Source organism: Streptomyces sp. Act143, from assembly GCF_003143935.1.
In the GTDB taxonomy this organism is placed as follows: Bacteria; Actinomycetota; Actinomycetes; order Streptomycetales; family Streptomycetaceae; genus Streptomyces.
Genome location: NZ_QFRX01000001.1, coordinates 1583031 through 1600611, shown reverse-complemented (window position 1 = coordinate 1600611; position 17581 = coordinate 1583031). Strand labels below are relative to the sequence as shown.

Here is a 17581-nt window from a genome sequence, read left to right as displayed (position 1 = left end):
GCTCTCGGTTCCGGCCGGTCGCCCTGCCGGAATTTCCGCGGCATCCCATGCAACCCGGACACCCGATCTCGGAGTGAAGGAAGGTGATCACACTCATCCGACGGCCGGACCCGACCACCCCGGCCGCCCGAGCGAAAGCGGACCATGAGATATCGCACCAGAGTGACGGCACCCGCCGCCCTGATCGGTACCGCCGCGACCCTGACCATCGGGGGAGCCCCGGCGCAGGCCGCCGCCGCGAGCGGTGTCGCCGGCCCGGAGACCCTGGGGGACCCCGTCTACCCGGGCCTCGGCAACGACGGCTACCGCGTGTCGGCCTACCACCTCGACCTCGCCTACGACGCCGGCACCCAGCTCGTCGACGCCACCGCCACCCTCAGGATCGTCACCACCGAGGCCCTGACCCGCTTCTCGCTCGACGCCCTCGGCCTGGACATACGCACCGTGACGGTGGCCGGCCGGACGGCGTCCTTCGAGCAGGCGGGGGAGAAGCTGCGCATCACGCCCGCCCGCTGCCTGCCGGCCAAGCGCCGGGTCACCGTCACCGTGGCGTACTCCGCGGACCCGCGCCGCACCCTCGCGCACACCGCCTGGGTGCCCACCCCGGACGGCTTCGCGGTCTGCCCGCAGCCCAACTCCGCGCACACCGTCTTCCCGTGCAACGACCACCCGGTGGACAAGGCGGCCTTCACCGTCCGCATCACCGTCCCGGCGGGCCTGAAGGGCGTCGCGAGCGGGAGCCTGACCGGCACCGAGGACCTCGGCGACGGCCGGACCGCGTACACCTACCGCTCCCGCGAGCCCATCGCCACCGAACTCGTGCAGATCACGGTCGGCGACTACGTGGTCAAGGACCGGCAGGGCCCGAACGGGCTGCCGCTGCGCGACGTCGTCCCCGTCGCCCGCGCCGAGGCCCTGGAGCCGGCGCTCGCCCTCACCCCGAACCTGGTCGGCTGGATCGAGCAGCGGCTCGGCGCCTACCCCTTCGAGACGTACGGCCTGCTGCCCTGCAACAACGACTCCTCGACGGCCTTCGACTTCACGGGCCTGGAGACCCAGACCCTGACCCTGTACAAGCCGAACTTCCTGCTCCAGGCCGAGCCGAAGATCGGCTCGCACATGATGCACGAGCTGGTCCACTCCTACTTCGGCAACAGCGTCAGCCCCGCCACCTGGGCCGACCTGTGGATCAACGAGGGCCACGCCGACTTCTACGGGCTGCTGTACCGCTACGAGCGCGGCTGGGCCGACTCGATCGGCCTGACCACCATGGAAGCCCGGATGAAGGACACCTACGCCAAGGGCGACCAGTGGCGTCAGTCCTCCGGCCCGGTCGCGGCCCCGAACGAGGCCAACCTCTTCGACAGCCAGCGCTACCTCGGCGGCGTCCTCGTCCTGTACGCGCTGCGTCAGCAGGTCGGCGAGACCGTCTTCACCGCGATCGAGCGCACCTTCCTGGAGCGCTTCCGCAACTCCTCGGCATCGACCGCGGACTACATCGCCGTCGCCTCCGAGGTCTCCGGCTCCGACCAGTCCGGCTTCCTGCGGGACTGGCTCTACGGCACGAAGACCCCGCGCATGCCCGGCCACCCGGACTGGACGGTGACGCCGGTGAGCTCCTCGCTGCGCCGGCCGCAGAACCGGCCGAGCGGCCACCACGACAACTCGGCCACGCTCTGAGACGTCGGGTCAGTCGAGGCGGGCGGCGGTCACCTCGCCCGCCTCTTCGGCGACCCGCTGCTGCGGGATCACCACCGCGCCCTGCTGGAGCGAGACCGTCCGGGTCGGCGCCGGGACGCTGATGCCCTCCTGGCGGTACCGCTTGTGCAGCTGCTTGATGAACTCGTGCTTGATCCGGAACTGATCGCTGAACTCGCCGACCCCGAGGATCACCGTGAAGCCGATCCGGGAGTCGCCGAAGGTGTGGAAGCGCACCAGCGGCTCGTGCTCCGGCACGGCGCCCTCGACCCGGGTCATCACCTCGCTGACGACCTCGCAGGTGACCCGCTCGACCTGGTCCAGGTCACTGTCGTAGGCGACCCCGACCTGGACCAGGATCGTCAACTGCTGCTCGGGACGCATGAAGTTGGTCATGTTCGTCTTGGCGAGCTCGCCGTTGGGGATGACGATCAGGTTGTTGGAGAGGGCGCGCACGGTCGTCTGCCGCCAGTTGATGTCCTCGACGTAGCCCTCCTCACCGCTGCTCAGCCGGATGTAGTCGCCGGGCTGGACGGTCTTGGAGGCGAGGATGTGGATGCCCGCGAAGAGGTTGGCCAGGGTGTCCTGGAGGGCGAGGGCGACCGCGAGACCGCCGACGCCGAGGGCGGTGAGCAGGGGCGCTATCGAGATGCCCAGCGTCTGCAGCACCACCAGGAAGCCGATCGCCAGGACCAGCACCCGGGTGATGTTCACGAAGATCGTGGCGGAGCCCGCGACGCCGGAACGGGACTGGGTGACCGTCCGCACCAGACCGGCGACCAGCCGGGCCGCCGCCACCGTGACCACGAAGATCATCAGGACGGTCAGCACCTGGTTGGTGTTGCGCTGGAAGCCCGGCCTCAGCGGCAGTGCCGCCGCCGCGACGGCCACCCCGCCCACGATCGCGCCCCACGGCACCACCGTCCGCAGCGCGGCCACGATGACGTCGTCACCGGTCCACTTGGTGCGGTCGGCGTGCTTGCCCAGCCACTTGAGCACCATGCGCAGCAGGAACGCCGCCACCAAGCCCGCGACCACGGGGATTCCGGCGACGACCAGGTCGTCCATGGTGAGATCCCGTTGAAATGCCGTCACGTTGCCACCTGTTCGAGTTGCTGGATGTGCGCTCGCGCCGACCGTGTGGATTCCGGGTGCGGGTTCCGTGGTCGGCGCGAGCGCTCATCCTGCCGTATCGGGCACAGGAGTTCGTAGCCGGTCCAGTGCGGGACGGCGGGGTTTCAGACGATGCCCTCCGCAAGTTCGGTCTGCTCCTCGTCGGAGTAGGCGGCGGTGGTGGGCGTTCCGTACGAGCGACGGGCCGCGTACCACCACACCGTGGCCAGAATCAGGACGACTGCCAGGGCCACGGACGCGTAGTTCATCGTGTCGACCGTCACCGGCGACGACTGCGGCAGACAGAACAGCACCGTCACGAACGCCACCCACACCACGGCCGTCCAGCCGATCGGCCTGCTCCACTTGCCCAGACTCCACGGACCCGGCTGAAAACGGTCCCCCGCGCGCAGCCGCAGCAGCACGGGGATGGCGTACGCCGGTGTGATGCCGATGACGTTGATGGCGGTCACCGCGCCGTACGCCGTCGCCGAGTACAGCGAGGGCAGCGCCAGCAGGCACGCCACCGCCACCGACAGCCACACCGCGGCGACCGGCGTCTGGGTGCGGGCGCTGACCGTGCGCCAGAGCCCGGAGCCGGGCAGCGCCCCGTCCCGGCTGAACGCGAACACCATGCGGCTGGCGGCGGCGACTTCGGCGTTGCCGCAGAACAGCTGGGCGACGATCACGACGATCAGGAGCGCGCTGGCCCCGTCCGTGCCGAGGCCGTCCAGCAGGATCTGCGCGGGCGGTACGCCGGTGTCGGTGGCCCGGGTGGCGTCGTAGTCCTGGATGGCGAAGGTCAGTCCCATGAGCAGCACGAAACCGGCGATCCAGGAGACCCAGATGGACCGCACGATGCCGCGCGCCGCCGACACCGACGCGTTGGAGGTCTCCTCCGACAGATGGGCCGAGGCGTCATAACCGGAGAAGGTGTACTGGGCGAGGAGGAGGCCGATCGCCGCCACGTACAACGGGCTCGACCAGCCGGTGTCGTTGACGAACTCGGTGAAGACGAAGGACGGCGACTGGTGGTGGTCGGGCACGATCGCGAGCGCGCCCACGATCAGCGCCACGCCCGCCAAGTGCCACCAGACGCTGACCGAGTTGAGCAGGCTGACCAGTCGGACGCCGAAGAGGTTGAGGACGGCGTGCAGCAGCAGGATCGCCACGAAGATCAGCATCGTCTTCTCCGGCGTCGGCTCGAAGCCCCACTGGAGGTTCAGGAACGCGCCGGTGAACAGGGCCGCGCCGTAGTCGATGCCGGCGATCGCGCCCAGCAGGCCCAGCAGGTTCAGCCAGCCGGTGTACCAGCCCCAGCGGCGCCCGCCGAGCCGGTCGGCCATGTAGTACAGGGCGCCCGAGGTCGGGTAGGCGCTGGTGACCTCGGCGAGCGCCAGGCCCACGCACAGCACGAACAGGCCGACGCCCGCCCAGCCCCACAGCATCACGGCGGGGCCGCCCGCGCCGAGGCCGAAGCCGTACAGGGTCATGCAGCCCGACAGGATCGAGATCACCGAGAAGCTGATCGCGAAGTTGCCGAAGCCGCCCATGCGGCGGGCGAGGACGGGCCGGTAGCCGAGTTCCCGCAGACGCCGTTCCTCGTCGCGCGGTGGTGTCGGACCGTCGGTGGTACGGGACATGCGGAAACCTCCGGAAAAGGAAAGGGGGACGGGTCACGCGGGGCGGCAGCGCGCCCGGGCCTGGAGGAACACCTCCACGGCCTGGCCGCGGTCGCCCGGATCGGGGGTGCGGTACGTCCAGGGCACGGGCGTCCAGTACGGGCCGAGGGCGTCGAACACCTGGGCCGCCGCCGGGAAGCGGAGGGCGCCCCACAGGGCGTGCGCGAGGTGGTTCAGGTCCAGCGGTGAGCGCTCGGCGGGAAAGCTCTGCTCGAACCAGGCGTACCGCGCCCGGTCCGCCTCGCGGCCGGCGTCCTCGGTGACCCAGTGCAGGTCGAGCGCCGCGTCCCGGCCGGCGGAGCGGCGGTAGCGCTCGACCCGGACGTACAGCGGCAGCACGTGCAGCGCGGAGCCCGGCGGGGCGGTGTCGGCGGCCCAGTGGGCGTAGCCGACCGCCTCGGCGAGCCGGCCCGTCGTGCCGCGCTCGTAGAGGAACTGGAGCATCCGGTGGTGGGCCTCGCGGTTGTACGGGTCCCGCTTGTCGGCCTCGGCGAGCAGCCCCCATGGGCCTGGCGGCAGCATCGGCCCCGGCGGCGGCACCCGGTGCTCGTCCCACCGCCGCTCCCGGTCCAGCCGGGCCAGGGCCAGCAGACACACCCACGGAACGGGGTCCTGGGGTGCCGCACCGGCCGCCGCGTGGCTTGCCTGCCAGGCCTCCCGCCACAGGTCGAGGGTGCTGGCGTGCTGCCCGCGGCGCGCCCGCAACGCCCGCTCCACGGCGACCCGGGCGTGCATGACGGCACCCGGGACGCTGTCCGGCTCCTCCGTCAGCCAGGTGCGCACCACGTCGGTTCCGGCGGCAGCGGCGCCCAGGACCTGGGTGCGCTGTGTCCACTGCCACCAGGCCGTCGTCTCCCCGAGCAGCCGGCGCATCGACATCCAGCGCCCGGCGCGTACCTCCTGGAGGGTGGCCCGCAGGGCGGCGTCATGGCCCGCCGGATCGTAGACGGGGCGTGCTCCTTCTCTGGCCATCAGCCGTCCCCCGTCGACGGGTGGGGTGGGACGGCGGGGTGGAGTAACAACAGCCCTCCTCCGGGCGGCGGTTGAGGAGCTCGTACCGGTCGGCGGTCACTATAGAGGCGGCGGTTCCGCATCTCCTCCGGTTTCTCGATCTCTTCGAACTCCGTTGTGACGCACGGGCGTTGAGCGTCACTGTGGTTGAAAATTCACCGACGGTCGATGTTGCTTGACGCGGTGTGGCGGGCGGCGGCAGGCTGGCGCCCTGTTGATCGCCGAGGGAGGGCTCGATGACCGGTCCGGTGTTGGCCGTCGACCAGGGCACGTCCGGCACCAAGGCGCTCGTCGTCTGCCCCGAACGCGGAGTGATCGGCGCCGGCTTCGCCGAGGTCCGCCCGCGGCACCTGCCCGGCGGCCTGGTCGAGGCCGACCCCGAGGAGCTGTACGCGTCCGTCGTCCAGGCCGGCCGGCGAGCCCTCGCCGAGGCCCGCGAACCCGTGGTGGCGCTGGGCCTGGCCAACCAGGGGGAGACCGTGCTCGCCTGGGACCCCGCCACCGGCCGCCCGCTCACCGACGCCCTCGTCTGGCAGGACCGGCGCGCCGGGAGCGTCTGCGACGAACTCGCGCCGTACGCGGACGAGTTGCGCGACCTGACCGGCCTGCCGCTCGATCCGTACTTCGCCGCGCCCAAGATGGCCTGGATACGCTGCCATCTCACCCGCGAGGGCGTCGTCACCACCACCGACGCCTGGCTCGTCCACCGCCTCACCGGCGCCTACGTCACCGACGCGGCCACCGCGGGCCGCACCCAGCTCCTCGACCTCGACCGGGCCGGCTGGTCACCCCGCGCCCTCGACCTCTACGGCCTCACGGACGAACGCCTCCCCAAGGTCGTCGACAACGCCCAACCGGTCGGCACCACACGTGAGTTCGGCCCCGAGATCCCTCTCACCGGACTCGCCGTCGACCAACAGGCGGCGCTGCTCGCCCAGCACGTCACCGAATCCGGCCGTGCCAAGTGCACCTACGGCACCGGCGCCTTCCTCCTCGCCCACACCGGCGACACCCCGAGACGCGGCGGCAGCGGCCTGGTCGGCTGCGTCGCCTGGCGGCTCGCCGGACGCACCGACTACTGCCTCGACGGCCAGGTCTACACGGCCGCCTCCGCGGTGCGCTGGCTCACCGACCTCGGCGTCATCCAGGGCGCCGCCGACCTCGACACCGTGGGCGGCGCCGTCCCCGACAGCGGCGGCGTCACCTTCGTGCCCGCCCTCGCCGGCCTCGCCGCCCCCTGGTGGCGCGGTGACCTGCGCGGCTCGCTCACCGGCCTGGGCCTCGACACCACCGCCGGGCACCTGGTGCGCGCCCTGTGCGACGGCATCGCCGCCCAGGTCGCCGAACTCGCCGACGCGGCCGGTGCCGACCTCGGCGCACCGCTCACCACGCTGCGCGTCGACGGCGGCCTCACCCGCTCCGCCCTGCTCATGCAGACCCAGGCCGACCTGCTGCAACGCCCCGTTGAGGTCTCCGCCCTGCCCGACGCCACCGCCCTCGGCGTCGCGGCCCTGGCCCGCCTCGGCGCCCAGCCCGGGCAGACGGTCGCCACGGTCCTGCCGGACTGGAAACCGGCCGCCGTGTACGAACCCCGGATCACCCCCGACGAGGCCGAGGACCGCCGCGCCCGCTTCCGCGGCGAGGTCTCCGCACTGCTCGACCGGACCCCCGCATGACGGTCACCACGCGCGGACCGCTGCCGGCCACGCCGTACGACGTCACCGTCATCGGCGCCGGCGTCGTCGGCAGCGCCATCGCCCGCGAACTGGCACACCATGCGCGGCTGAGGGTCGCCGTCGTCGAGGCGCAGGACGACGTGGGCCAGGGCAGCTCCAAGGCCAACACGGCGATCCTGCACACCGGTTTCGACGCCGTCCCCGGCTCCCTGGAGGCCCGGCTCGTCCGCGAGGGCTCGCGTCGACTCGCCGAGTACGCCGCCGAGTCTGGCATCCCCGTCGAGCCGGTCGGCGCCCTGCTCGTCGCCTGGGACGAGGAGCAGCTCGCCGCGCTGCCCCGCCTCGCGGAGAAGGCCGAGCGCAACGACCACAAGGAGACCCGGCTGCTGGGACGGGCCGAACTGTACGCGCGCGAGCCGCACCTCGGCCCCGGCGCGCTCGGCGCCCTCCACGTGCCCGGCGAGAGCATCATCTGCCCCTGGACGACGACCCTGGCGTACGCCACCCAGGCCGTCCGGCACGGAGTGGACCTGCACCTCGACTGCCGGGTGGAGGAGGCGAGTCAGGGGCTGCTGTCGACGAACCGGGGTGACCTGCGCACCCGCTGGGTGATCAACGCCGCCGGCCTGCACGCCGACACCCTCGACCGCCGGTTCGGCCACCACGACTTCACCGTCACCCCACGCCGCGGCCAGCTCGTCGTCTTCGACAAGTTCGCCCGCGCCCTCCTCCGGCACATCCTGCTCCCCGTCCCGACGGCACTCGGCAAGGGCGTCCTCGTCGCGCCCACCGTGTACGGCAACGTCCTGCTAGGCCCCACCGCCGAGGACCTCGACGACAAACGGGCCACCGAGTCGACCGCCGACGGTCTCGCGCTGCTGCGCGAGAAGGGCCGCCGTATCCTGCCCGCCCTCCTCGACGAGGAGGTCACCGCCGTCTACGCCGGGCTGCGGGCCGCGACCGAGCACGACGACTACCGCATCACCGCCCACCCCGGGCAGGCGTATCTCACGGTGGGCGGCATCCGCTCGACCGGGCTCACCGCGTCGCTCGCCATCGCCGCGTATGTGGTGGAGCAACTGGCCTCCAGCGGCATGGAGTTGGGGCCACGACGTGAGCTGGAACCGGTGCGCATGCCCAACCTCGGCGAGGCGTTCCCCCGTCCCTACCAGCTCCCCGACCTCATCGCCGCCGACCCGGAGTACGGCAGCCTCGTCTGTCACTGCGAACGCGTCTCCCGCGGCGAGATCCGGGACGCCCTCGCCAGTACGGTCCCGCCGGGCAGCCTGGACGGACTGCGCCGCCGCACCAGGGCGCGCGGCGGGCGCTGCCAGGGGTTCTACTGCGGCGCGGCGGTGCGCGCACTGTTCGAGGAGGCGGGTCGGTGACGGTACGTCAGGACGACGGAGACAGACTGGTGATCCCGGTGGCGCAAGGCAGGCCGACGGAGACAGGCCGGTGACCCCGGTGACGGTACGTCAGGTCGATGTCCTCGTCGTCGGCGCGGGTCCCGCCGGACTCAGTGCCGCCGCCCGCCTCGCGGCCTCCGGGGCCGGGCGGGTGGAGGTGCTGGACCGTGAGCAGCGGGCCGGGGGAGTGCCACGGCACTGCGCGCACGGCGGCTTCGGCAGCTGGCGGCGCCCACTGACCGGCCCGGCGTACGCCCGACGGCTCGTCGAGGCCGCGCTGCGCGCCGGGGCGGTGGTGCGGACCGGTGTGACCGCCCTCGACTGGGCGGGGCCCCTGGCGCTGAACACCGTCGGCCCGGGCGGGCCGGAGACGATCGAGGCCCGCGCGATCCTCCTCGCCACCGGCGCCCGCGAACGCCCCCGCGCAGCACGGCTCGTGCCCGGCACCCGCCCCGCCGGCGTCCACACGAGCGGGGAACTCCAGCAGGCGGTGCATCTGTTCGGACAGCGGATCGGCACCCGTGCGGTGGTCGTCGGCGCGGAGCCGGTGTCGTACCGGGCCGCCGACACCGTACGGGCGGCGGGAGCACAGGTGGTCGCCATGGTCACGGAGGCGGAACGGTCGCAGGCGTCCCTCGCCCGCGCCCAGGACGCCCGGCTCCGGCGGCGCGTTCCTCTCCTCCTCGGGACCACCGTCGCCGAACTCCTCGGCCACGGAAGCCTGTCGGGCGTGCGCGTCCGGCGCCGGGACGGCCGTACGGCCGTACTCGCCTGTGACACCGTGGTGTTCACCGGTGACTTCGTGGCCGAGCACGAACTCGCCCGGCGCGGCGGCCTGACCCTGGACCCGGACGCACAGCGGACCTCACAGCCCGGCGTGTTCGCCGCCGGAGGACTGACGCATCCGGGAGAGAGCGCGGCCGGAGCCGCGCGTGCGGGTGCCCGGGTGGCCGCACTCATGCGTCCTTGAACGACCCGTGCCGCCCCGCACCCGAGGCGAACCGGGCGGCCCCCTCCAGGCTCTCCGCCAACACCCCCATGCCATGGCCGAGTTCGGTGCGCAGCGCGGCCTGCTCGGCCAGGCCCTCCTGGTCCAGCACCGACGCGCGGTCCGCGCGCAGACACGCCTGGGGGAAGGCGGCGATCCCGGCGGCCAGTTCCTCGGCGGCGGTGCGGGCGGTGCCGGTGGGGACGACCCGGTTGGCCAGGCCGAACCCGTGGGCCTCGCGGGCCGGGACCGGCCGCCCGGTGAGGATCATGTCCAGGGCGCGACTGGCGCCGATCAGCCGCGGCAGCCGTACCGTACCGCCGTCGATCAGCGGAACTCCCCAGCGGCGGCAGAAGACTCCGAACACGGCGTCCTCCTCGGCGACCCGCAGATCGCACCAGAGCGCCAGCTCCAGACCACCGGCCACGGCATGCCCGGCGACCGCGGCGATCACCGGCTTCGTCAGCCGCAGCCGGGTCGGCCCCATCGGGCCGTCGCCCTCCTCCGTGACCCGGTTGCCCCGCTCGGTGCCGAGGGCCTTGAGGTCGGCGCCCGCGCAGAACGTGCCGCCCTCGCCCCACAGCACCGCCACCCGTGCCTCCTCGTCCGCCTCGAACTCCCGGAAGGCGGAGACGAGTTCGGCGGCGGTCGGGCCGTCGACCGCGTTACGGGCCTCGGGACGGGAGAGGACGACCGTGGTGACGGGGCCCTTGCGTTCGGTGCGGACGGACATCGTGTTCCTCCTGACGGCGGCGACCGCGACCGAGGCTACTTCTCCCGGTCGCCGGCAGTGGCGTGATCCCCGCCGTCAGATGACCTTCAGCCGCACCAGGGCCCCCAGCGTCAGCGCCCCCGGCAGCAGCGGCAGCCACACGGTGATGATCCGGTAGGCCAGCACCACGGCGGTCGCCACCGCCGCCGGGCCGCCCGCCGCCACCAGCGCCACGACGAGGGCCGCCTCCACCGAGCCGAGCCCGCCCGGCGTCGGCACCAGCGCGACCGCGACCGTCGCCGCCAGATACGCCACCGCCATGTGCAGCGGCGGCACCGGCAGCCGCATGGCCTGTCCCACCGCGGCCAGCCCCGCCGCCTGGAGCGCGGGGAAGGCGAGGGACCCGCCCCACAGCGCCAGCGCCCGGGACGGCCGGGTGTGCACCTCGCGCAGCTCGCCGAGCGCGGTCCGCAGGAACGACGTCACCGCCGTCCGCACCCGTCGTACGAGGACGAGCACCCCGGCCACCAGGAGCAGTACCGCGCCGAGGGCGGGCAGCAGTGCGCCGACCGCCTCCTCGGGCAGCAGCGAGCCGACACTCAGGGCGTCGGGGAAGGCCAGCAGCAGCGCGGCCAGCAGTCCCAGCCGGCCCACCGACTCGGCCAGCAGATACAGCGCGAGGGCCGCCGAGGAACGGGCGAGCGGCACCCCGCACACCGTCATGAACCGCAGATTGACCGCGCTCGCGCCGAGGCCCGTCGGCAGCAGGTGGTTGGCGGCACCCGCCGCGAACTGCGTGGCCAGCAGCCGCCGCCTGGGCAGTCGCGCCACGACCGCGCCCTGCCGGGTGCAGGCCGCGGCGACCCAGGTCAGACAGGTGGCGCAGACCGCGACCAGCAGCCACGGCCACTCGGCGGACTCCAGATGGGCGAAGCCCTCGGCGAGCACCGAGCGGTGCCGCACGGCGACCACGGAGACGAGCAGCAGCGGCAGCAGGCACAGGATCTGCCGGGCGCGGCGGCCGGGGCGGGGGACGGAGAGGCGGCGGGGGCTCACGTCCGGAGAGGTTTTCCCTGCCGCGCCAACTGCGGGTTGCGGAAGGGCGGACGGGGCGTTGCGTACGGTCATCGGATCCTTCGGGGAGCGGGGCGATGGCGGGGACGGGGGCCAGGAGAAGGAGGGGGAGGCGAAGGGGGAGGGGGACGTACGGCGAGTGATTCTTCCTGGAACGTTGACCTCAACAACGCTTGAGGTCATACGTTCGCTCCCATGAGCATGGAAACCACAGCCTGGACACAGCTGCACAGCGTGATGAACGCGCAGACGGAGACCCGCCCGTTCGCCCGCGCCACGCTGCGCCGCATCGGCGCGTTCGCCCGCCCGCACCGCACCCGCATCGCCCAGTTCGTGGTGCTCGGGGTGGCCACCGCGCTGCTCGCCGTCGCCACCCCGATCCTCGCCGGCCATGTCGTGGACGCGATCGTGACGGGCGACGACGAGGGCACCGTCGTACGGCTGGCCCTGCTCATCGCGCTCATCGCGGTCGCGGAGGCGGCGCTCGGAATCCTCGGACGACGGCTGTCGGCCACGCTCGGAGAGGGACTCATCCTCGATCTGCGGACGGCTGTGTTCGATCATGTGCAGCGCATGCCGGTCGCGTTCTTCACACGGACACGTACGGGAGCGCTGGTCTCCCGACTCAACAACGACGTCATCGGGGCACAGAGAGCGTTCAGCAACACACTCTCCGGAGTGGTCAGCAACCTCGTCACCCTGCTGCTGACACTCGCCGTCATGCTCACCCTGTCCTGGCAGATCACCCTGCTCGCGCTCGCCCTGCTGCCGGTCTTCGTGATCCCGGCCCGCCGCATGGGCAGCCGGATGGCCCGCATGCAGCGCGAGGCGGCCGCCCTGAACGCCGCCATGGGCACCCGGATGACCGAGCGCTTCTCGGCGCCCGGCGCCACCCTGGTCAAGCTCTTCGGCCGTCCCGAGCAGGAGTCCGAGGAGTTCGCGGCCCGCGCCAGGCGCGTCGCCGACATCGGGGTGCGCACGGCCACCGCCCAGTCGGTCTTCATCACCGCCCTCACCCTGGTCTCCGCCCTGGCGCTCGCCCTCGTCTACGGCCTCGGCGGCTGGTTCGCCCTGCGCGGCACCCTGGAACCCGGCGCCGTGGTCTCCCTCGCCCTGCTGCTGACCCGGCTGTACGCCCCGCTCACCTCCCTCGCCGGGGCCCGCGTCGAGGTGATGAGCGCGCTGGTCAGCTTCGAGCGGGTCTTCGAGGTGCTCGACCTGAAGCCGCTCATCGAGGAGAAGGAGGACGCCCGCGAGGTCGGGGACGGCCCGGTCGCGGTCGAGTTCGACGACGTCCGCTTCGGCTACCCGTCCGCCGACAAGGTCTCCCTGGCCTCCCTGGAGGAGGTCGCGTCCCTGGACACCCGGGGCGGCGAGGAGGTCCTCAAGGGCATCTCCTTCCGCGCCGAGCCCGGCCGGACCGTCGCCCTGGTCGGCTCCTCCGGCGCCGGGAAGTCGACGATCGCGCAGCTGCTGCCGCGTCTGTACGACGTCGACGCGGGCGCCGTGCGGGTGGGGGAGCAGGACATCCGCGACCTGACCGCGCAGTCCCTGCGGGAGACGATCGGCATGGTCACCCAGGACGGCCACCTCTTCCACGACACGGTCCGCGCCAACCTGCTGCTGGCCCGCCCCGCGGCGACCGAGGACGACCTGTGGGACGCCCTGCGCCGCTCCCGCCTCGACGAGCTCGTACGGTCCCTGCCCGACGGCCTGGACACCGTGGTCGGCGAGCGCGGCTACCGCCTCTCCGGCGGCGAACGCCAGCGCATGACCATCGCCCGGCTGCTGCTCGCCCGCCAGCGCGTCGTCATCCTCGACGAGGCCACCGCCCACCTGGACAACACCTCGGAGGCCGCGGTGCAGGAGGCGCTGACGGAGGCGCTGGAGGGCAGGACCGCGATCGTCATCGCCCACCGGCTCTCCACGATCCGCGCGGCCGACCAGATCCTGGTCGTCGAGGCCGGGCAGATCGTCGAACGTGGCACGCACGACGAGCTGTTGGCGGTCGGCGGGCGCTACGCCGAACTGCACCGGACCCAGTTCGAGGAACGGGATTCGGCCAAGGTCAGCACAGACATCGATCAGAAGGACACAAAGCCCGACAGCATCATTGCCACCATCTGACTCACAACCTTAGTGTGCGTTCGGTTTCCCAACATCACCGAACAGGATCTGACGCTCCCTCAAAGCCGCACGGCCACCCGGCCGTACCGAGGAAGGCAACGGTCATGTCGCACACTCCCGAGACCCCCGCCCACCCCGCATGGGCACCCGTCAGCCGCCGCCGGCTCCTGGAGGGCGGGGCCGCCCTCGTCGGCGCCCTCGCCCTCCCCGCCTGGACCACCGGCACGGCCCGCGCCGCGGCCGGCTCCCCCGAGTGGAACGGCCGCATCGACGTCTTCCGGCTCGGCACCCAGCCGCCCCACACCACCCTGATGCCGTACGGGCACCTCGGCCAGGCGCTCGCCGCCGACCGCACCGACTCGCCCTACCGGCTGAGCCTCGACGGCCCATGGAAGTTCGCCTACGCCGAGCGCCCCGACGACCGCGACCCCGACTTCCACGCCACCGACGTCGACGACAGCGACTGGGACACCATCCCCGTCCCGTCCGTCTGGCAGAAGCACGGCTACGACCGCCCGATCTACGTCAACATCACCTACCCCTACTGGGGTCCCAACGGCCTGGGCGAGGAGCCGCAGCCGCCCGCCGCGCCGACCCGCTACAACCCCGTCGGCCAGTACAGAAGAACCTTCACCGTGCCCCGCGGCTGGTCCGGGCGGCGTACGTTCCTGCACTTCGAGGGCGTGAAGTCGGCCCACTACGTGTGGATCAACGGCGAACTCGTCGGGTACCACGAGGACTCCTTCACCCCCGCCGAGTACGACATCACCGACCACCTCAGGCCCGGCACCAACCAGATCGCCGTCGAGGTCTACCGCTACTCCGACGGCGACTGGCTGGAGGACCAGGACATGATCCGGCTGAGCGGCATCTTCCGCTCGGTCCACCTCTACTCCACCCCGGCCGTCCACCTGCGCGACTTCAAGCTGGACACCCCGCTCGCCGACGACCACACCTCCGCCCGGCTGTCGGTGACGGCGAGCGTGCGCGCCTACGAGGCGGGCCACGCCGGCACCTACACCGTCGAGACCCAGCTGTACGACGCCGACGGGCACCCCGTCTGGACCCGGCCGCTGCAGCAGTCCGCCGACGTGCGGGCGGTCGGCGAGGACACGACCGTACAGGCGGCGCGAGCCGTGCCCGAGCCGCGCCTGTGGTCGGCCGAACACCCCTACCTGTACACGGCCGTGCTGCGGCTGCGCGACCCGGCCGGCAGGATCACCGAGACGCTGTCCCACCGGGTCGGGCTGCGCGAGTTCGCGCTCGAGGACGGCCTGATGCGCATCAACGGCCGCCCGGTGTCCTTCCGCGGCACCAACCGCCACGAGATGCACCCCGACCGCGGCACCGCCCTCACCCGCGCCGACATGATCCAGGACATCAGGATCATCAAGCGGATGAACATGAACTCCGTCCGCACCTCGCACTACCCGAACAACCCCCAGTGGCTCGAACTCGCCGACGAGTACGGCCTCTACCTCGTCGGCGAGACCAACCTGGAGACCCACGGCATCCGCGGCGAGTACCCCGGCAACCACCCCGACTGGACCGCAGCCTGCGTCGCGCGCGCCCAGAACATGGTGCACCGCGACAAGAACCACGCCTCGGTCGTCATCTGGTCCCTCGGCAACGAGGCCGGCGCGGGCAGCACGTTCACCGCCATGCACGACTGGATCAAGTCCTACGACACCACCCGCGTGGTGCAGTACGAGGGCGACGACAGCCCCGGCGTCAGCGACATCCGCTCCGAGATGTACGAGAGCCCCGCCCGCGTCGAGGCGCGCGCCAAGGACACGGCGGACACCCGGCCGTACGTCATGATCGAGTACTGCCACGCGATGGGGAACTCCAACGGCAACTTCAAGAAGTACTGGGACGTCGTCCGCCGCCACCCCGTCCTCCAGGGCGGCTGGATCTGGGACTTCGTGGACCAGTCCCTGAGCTGGCCCACCCCCGCGCGGCAGCGCTTCACGGAACAGGGCCCCGGCGCGACAAAGGGCGAACTCATCGCCCCCGGCGGCTCGTTCGACCGGGCCAAGGGCGTCTCCGGCGGCACGGTGTTCGCCCGGGACGACCGCCTCGACCTCACCGGCTCGCTGACCCTGGAAGCCTGGTTCACCCCGCATGTGCTCGGCAACCACCAGCCCGTCATCGCCAAGGGCGACACCCAGTACGCCCTGAAGCAGAACGGCAACAACCTGGAGTTCTTCATCCACGGCGGCGGCCAGTGGATCTCCGCCGACTGGGCCCTGCCGGGCGACTGGACCGGCACCGAACACCATGTCGCCGGAGTCTTCGACGCCTCGACCGGCACCCTGACCCTCCACGTCGACGGCACGGTCCGGGCCACCCGCACCACCACCAGGCGCCCCAGCAGCAACACCGCTCCCCTCTCCCTCGCCACCGACGTCGACAACATCACCCGCGAGTTGAGCGGCACCATCCGCAGGGCACGGGTGTACGCCCGCGCCCTGAGCGCGGCGGAACTGGCCTCCGAGGGCCGGGGGCCCGGCGACGAGGGCGTCCGGTTCTGGTTCGACGCGGCGACCGTCGGCCGCGAGCAGCTGCGACCCCGCGAGAAGACCTTCTTCGCCTACGGCGGCGACTGGGGCGACAACCCCAACGACGGCAACTTCGTCGCCGACGGCATCGTCACCGCCGACCGCGGCCACACCGGCAAGGCGGCGGAGATCAAGCGGATCTACCAGGCGATCAACGTCACCGGGGACGCGGACGCGCTGACCCTCACGAACGAGTTCCTCTTCACCGGCCTCCGTGAATTCACCGGAACCTGGACGCTGGTGGCCGACGGGAAACCGGTCCGGCGGGGCAGGCTCACCCGGGACCAACTCGACGTGGCCCCGCTGTCCAGCAAGAAGATCACCGTCCCCGTGCGGCCGCCGTCGAACCCGGCGCCCGGCGCGGAGTACTTCCTGGAACTGTCCTTCACCACCAAGGAGCGCACGAAGTGGGCCGAGGCCGGCTTCGAGGTGGCCAAGGCCCAACTCCCGCTCGACGCGGGCAGCCCCGCCGTCACGCCGGTGCCCCTGGACGGCGTCCCGGCCCTCACCCACGACGACGGTGCCGCCCATGTCACCGTCACCGGCGAGGACTTCACCGTCACCGTCGACAAGAGCAGCGGCATCCTCACCTCCTACGAGGCGGCGGGTGTCCCGCTGATCGCCTCGGGCCCCGCCCCGAACTTCTGGCGGGCGCCCACCGACAACGACCACGGCAACGGCCAGCACACCCGCAACCAGACGTGGCGGGACGCGGGCGCGCGCCGCGAGGTCACCGGTGTGAGCGTGCGCACGCTGGGGGACCGGGCCGTCGAGATCAAGGTCACCGGCACCCTGCCGACGACCGTGGAGTCGACGTACACCACCACCTACACCGTCTTCGGCAACGGTGAGATCAAGGTCGACAACACCCTGCACCCCGGCGCGAGTTCACTGCCGTACATCCCCGAGGTCGGCACCCTCCTCTTCCTCCCCGGCCGCCTGGACCGGCTGCACTACTACGGCCGGGGTCCCGAGGAGAACCACTGGGACCGCAACAACGGCACCGACGTGGGCCTGTACGCGGGCTCGGTCGCCGACCAGTGGACCTCCTACATCCGCCCGCAGGAGAACGGCAACAAGACCGACGTCCGCTGGGCCGCCCTCACCGGCCCAGACGGCACCGGCCTGCTGGTGAGCGGCGAGCCGCTCCTGGAGATCAACGCCTCCCACTTCACCCCGGAGGACCTCTCGGTCGGCGCCCGCCACGACTACCAGCTCACCCCGCGCAAGGAGGTCGTCCTGCGGGTGAACCACCGGCAGATGGGCGTCGGCGGCGACAACAGCTGGGGTGCCCACACCCACGACGAGTACAAGCTGTTCGCGGACCGGGACTACGCCTACACCTACCGGCTGCGCCCGATCACGGACGTGGGCCGGGCGACCGAGATCTCACGACGGCCCACGGCGACGGACCGACCGGACACGGAGTGACCTGCGTTTCATTTCCACGCCGCGCGCCGCTGCGTATCCTGAGGGCATTGTCTGTCGTACAAGGCCCTTGACCTGCGATGCGGGCAGGGAGCCACGACT

At 72.2% G+C, this 17581-nt stretch carries 10 protein-coding genes and 1 pseudogene; 6 read left to right on the top strand and 5 right to left on the bottom strand.

The window, feature by feature from the left end:
* Positions 1-144: 144 nt before the first annotated feature.
* The gene (locus tag DI272_RS07095) at positions 145-1680 is read left to right on the top strand and encodes a M1 family metallopeptidase (RefSeq protein ID WP_109494470.1); all 1536 of its coding nucleotides are present in this window, start codon (positions 145-147) and stop codon (positions 1678-1680) included.
* A gap of 9 nt (positions 1681-1689) precedes the next feature.
* Here the strand turns inward: DI272_RS07095 and DI272_RS07090 are convergent, their stop codons facing one another.
* The 3 genes from DI272_RS07090 to DI272_RS07080 form a co-directional block, all read right to left on the bottom strand.
* Complete coding sequence (locus tag DI272_RS07090) at positions 1690-2766, bottom strand: mechanosensitive ion channel family protein (protein ID WP_109494468.1); 1077 nt, start codon at positions 2764-2766, stop codon at positions 1690-1692.
* Between the two features lie 170 nt (positions 2767-2936).
* Positions 2937-4454, bottom strand: coding sequence for an amino acid permease (locus DI272_RS07085; RefSeq protein ID WP_109494467.1), 1518 nt, complete (start codon positions 4452-4454; stop codon positions 2937-2939).
* A gap of 33 nt (positions 4455-4487) precedes the next feature.
* A complete protein-coding gene (locus DI272_RS07080; protein WP_109494465.1) occupies positions 4488-5465 on the bottom strand; it encodes a hypothetical protein in 978 nt (325 codons plus the stop codon).
* 275 nt (positions 5466-5740) lie between these two features.
* Here DI272_RS07080 and DI272_RS07075 point away from each other — a divergent pair, with 275 nt between their 5' ends.
* The 3 genes and pseudogenes from DI272_RS07075 to DI272_RS07065 form a co-directional block, all read left to right on the top strand.
* Positions 5741-7180, top strand: coding sequence for an FGGY family carbohydrate kinase (locus DI272_RS07075; RefSeq protein ID WP_109494463.1), 1440 nt, complete (start codon positions 5741-5743; stop codon positions 7178-7180).
* Complete coding sequence (locus DI272_RS07070; RefSeq protein WP_109494461.1) at positions 7177-8568, top strand: FAD-dependent oxidoreductase; 1392 nt, start codon at positions 7177-7179, stop codon at positions 8566-8568. Before DI272_RS07075 ends, DI272_RS07070 begins: the two co-directional genes overlap by 4 nt.
* 79 nt (positions 8569-8647) lie before the next feature.
* Positions 8648-9541 (top strand): annotated as a pseudogene (locus DI272_RS07065) (FAD-dependent oxidoreductase); the annotation flags it as partial.
* A gap of 4 nt (positions 9542-9545) precedes the next feature.
* Here DI272_RS07065 and DI272_RS07060 read toward each other — a convergent pair.
* Positions 9546-10310: a crotonase/enoyl-CoA hydratase family protein gene (locus DI272_RS07060; protein WP_109494460.1), complete on the bottom strand. Its 765-nt coding sequence runs from the start codon at positions 10308-10310 to the stop codon at positions 9546-9548.
* A 75-nt stretch (positions 10311-10385) separates the two neighbouring features.
* A complete protein-coding gene (locus DI272_RS07055) occupies positions 10386-11417 on the bottom strand; it encodes a lysylphosphatidylglycerol synthase transmembrane domain-containing protein (RefSeq protein ID WP_109494458.1) in 1032 nt (343 codons plus the stop codon).
* A 147-nt stretch (positions 11418-11564) separates the two neighbouring features.
* Here DI272_RS07055 and DI272_RS07050 point away from each other — a divergent pair, with 147 nt between their 5' ends.
* The gene (locus DI272_RS07050; protein WP_109494456.1) at positions 11565-13490 is read left to right on the top strand and encodes an ABC transporter ATP-binding protein; all 1926 of its coding nucleotides are present in this window, start codon (positions 11565-11567) and stop codon (positions 13488-13490) included.
* 104 nt (positions 13491-13594) lie between these two features.
* Positions 13595-17482: a glycoside hydrolase family 2 TIM barrel-domain containing protein gene (locus tag DI272_RS07045; protein ID WP_109494454.1), complete on the top strand. Its 3888-nt coding sequence runs from the start codon at positions 13595-13597 to the stop codon at positions 17480-17482.
* Positions 17483-17581: the final 99 nt, after the last annotated feature.

Coding starts and splice junctions, on each gene's coding strand:
- DI272_RS07095 (WP_109494470.1), top strand. CDS start 145: ATGAGATATCGCACCAGAGTGACGGCACCCGCCGCCCTGATCGGTACC.
- DI272_RS07090 (WP_109494468.1), bottom strand. CDS start 2,766: ATGGACGACCTGGTCGTCGCCGGAATCCCCGTGGTCGCGGGCTTGGTG.
- DI272_RS07085 (WP_109494467.1), bottom strand. CDS start 4,454: ATGTCCCGTACCACCGACGGTCCGACACCACCGCGCGACGAGGAACGG.
- DI272_RS07080 (WP_109494465.1), bottom strand. CDS start 5,465: ATGGCCAGAGAAGGAGCACGCCCCGTCTACGATCCGGCGGGCCATGAC.
- DI272_RS07075 (WP_109494463.1), top strand. CDS start 5,741: ATGACCGGTCCGGTGTTGGCCGTCGACCAGGGCACGTCCGGCACCAAG.
- DI272_RS07070 (WP_109494461.1), top strand. CDS start 7,177: ATGACGGTCACCACGCGCGGACCGCTGCCGGCCACGCCGTACGACGTC.
- DI272_RS07060 (WP_109494460.1), bottom strand. CDS start 10,310: ATGTCCGTCCGCACCGAACGCAAGGGCCCCGTCACCACGGTCGTCCTC.
- DI272_RS07055 (WP_109494458.1), bottom strand. CDS start 11,417: ATGACCGTACGCAACGCCCCGTCCGCCCTTCCGCAACCCGCAGTTGGC.
- DI272_RS07050 (WP_109494456.1), top strand. CDS start 11,565: ATGGAAACCACAGCCTGGACACAGCTGCACAGCGTGATGAACGCGCAG.
- DI272_RS07045 (WP_109494454.1), top strand. CDS start 13,595: ATGTCGCACACTCCCGAGACCCCCGCCCACCCCGCATGGGCACCCGTC.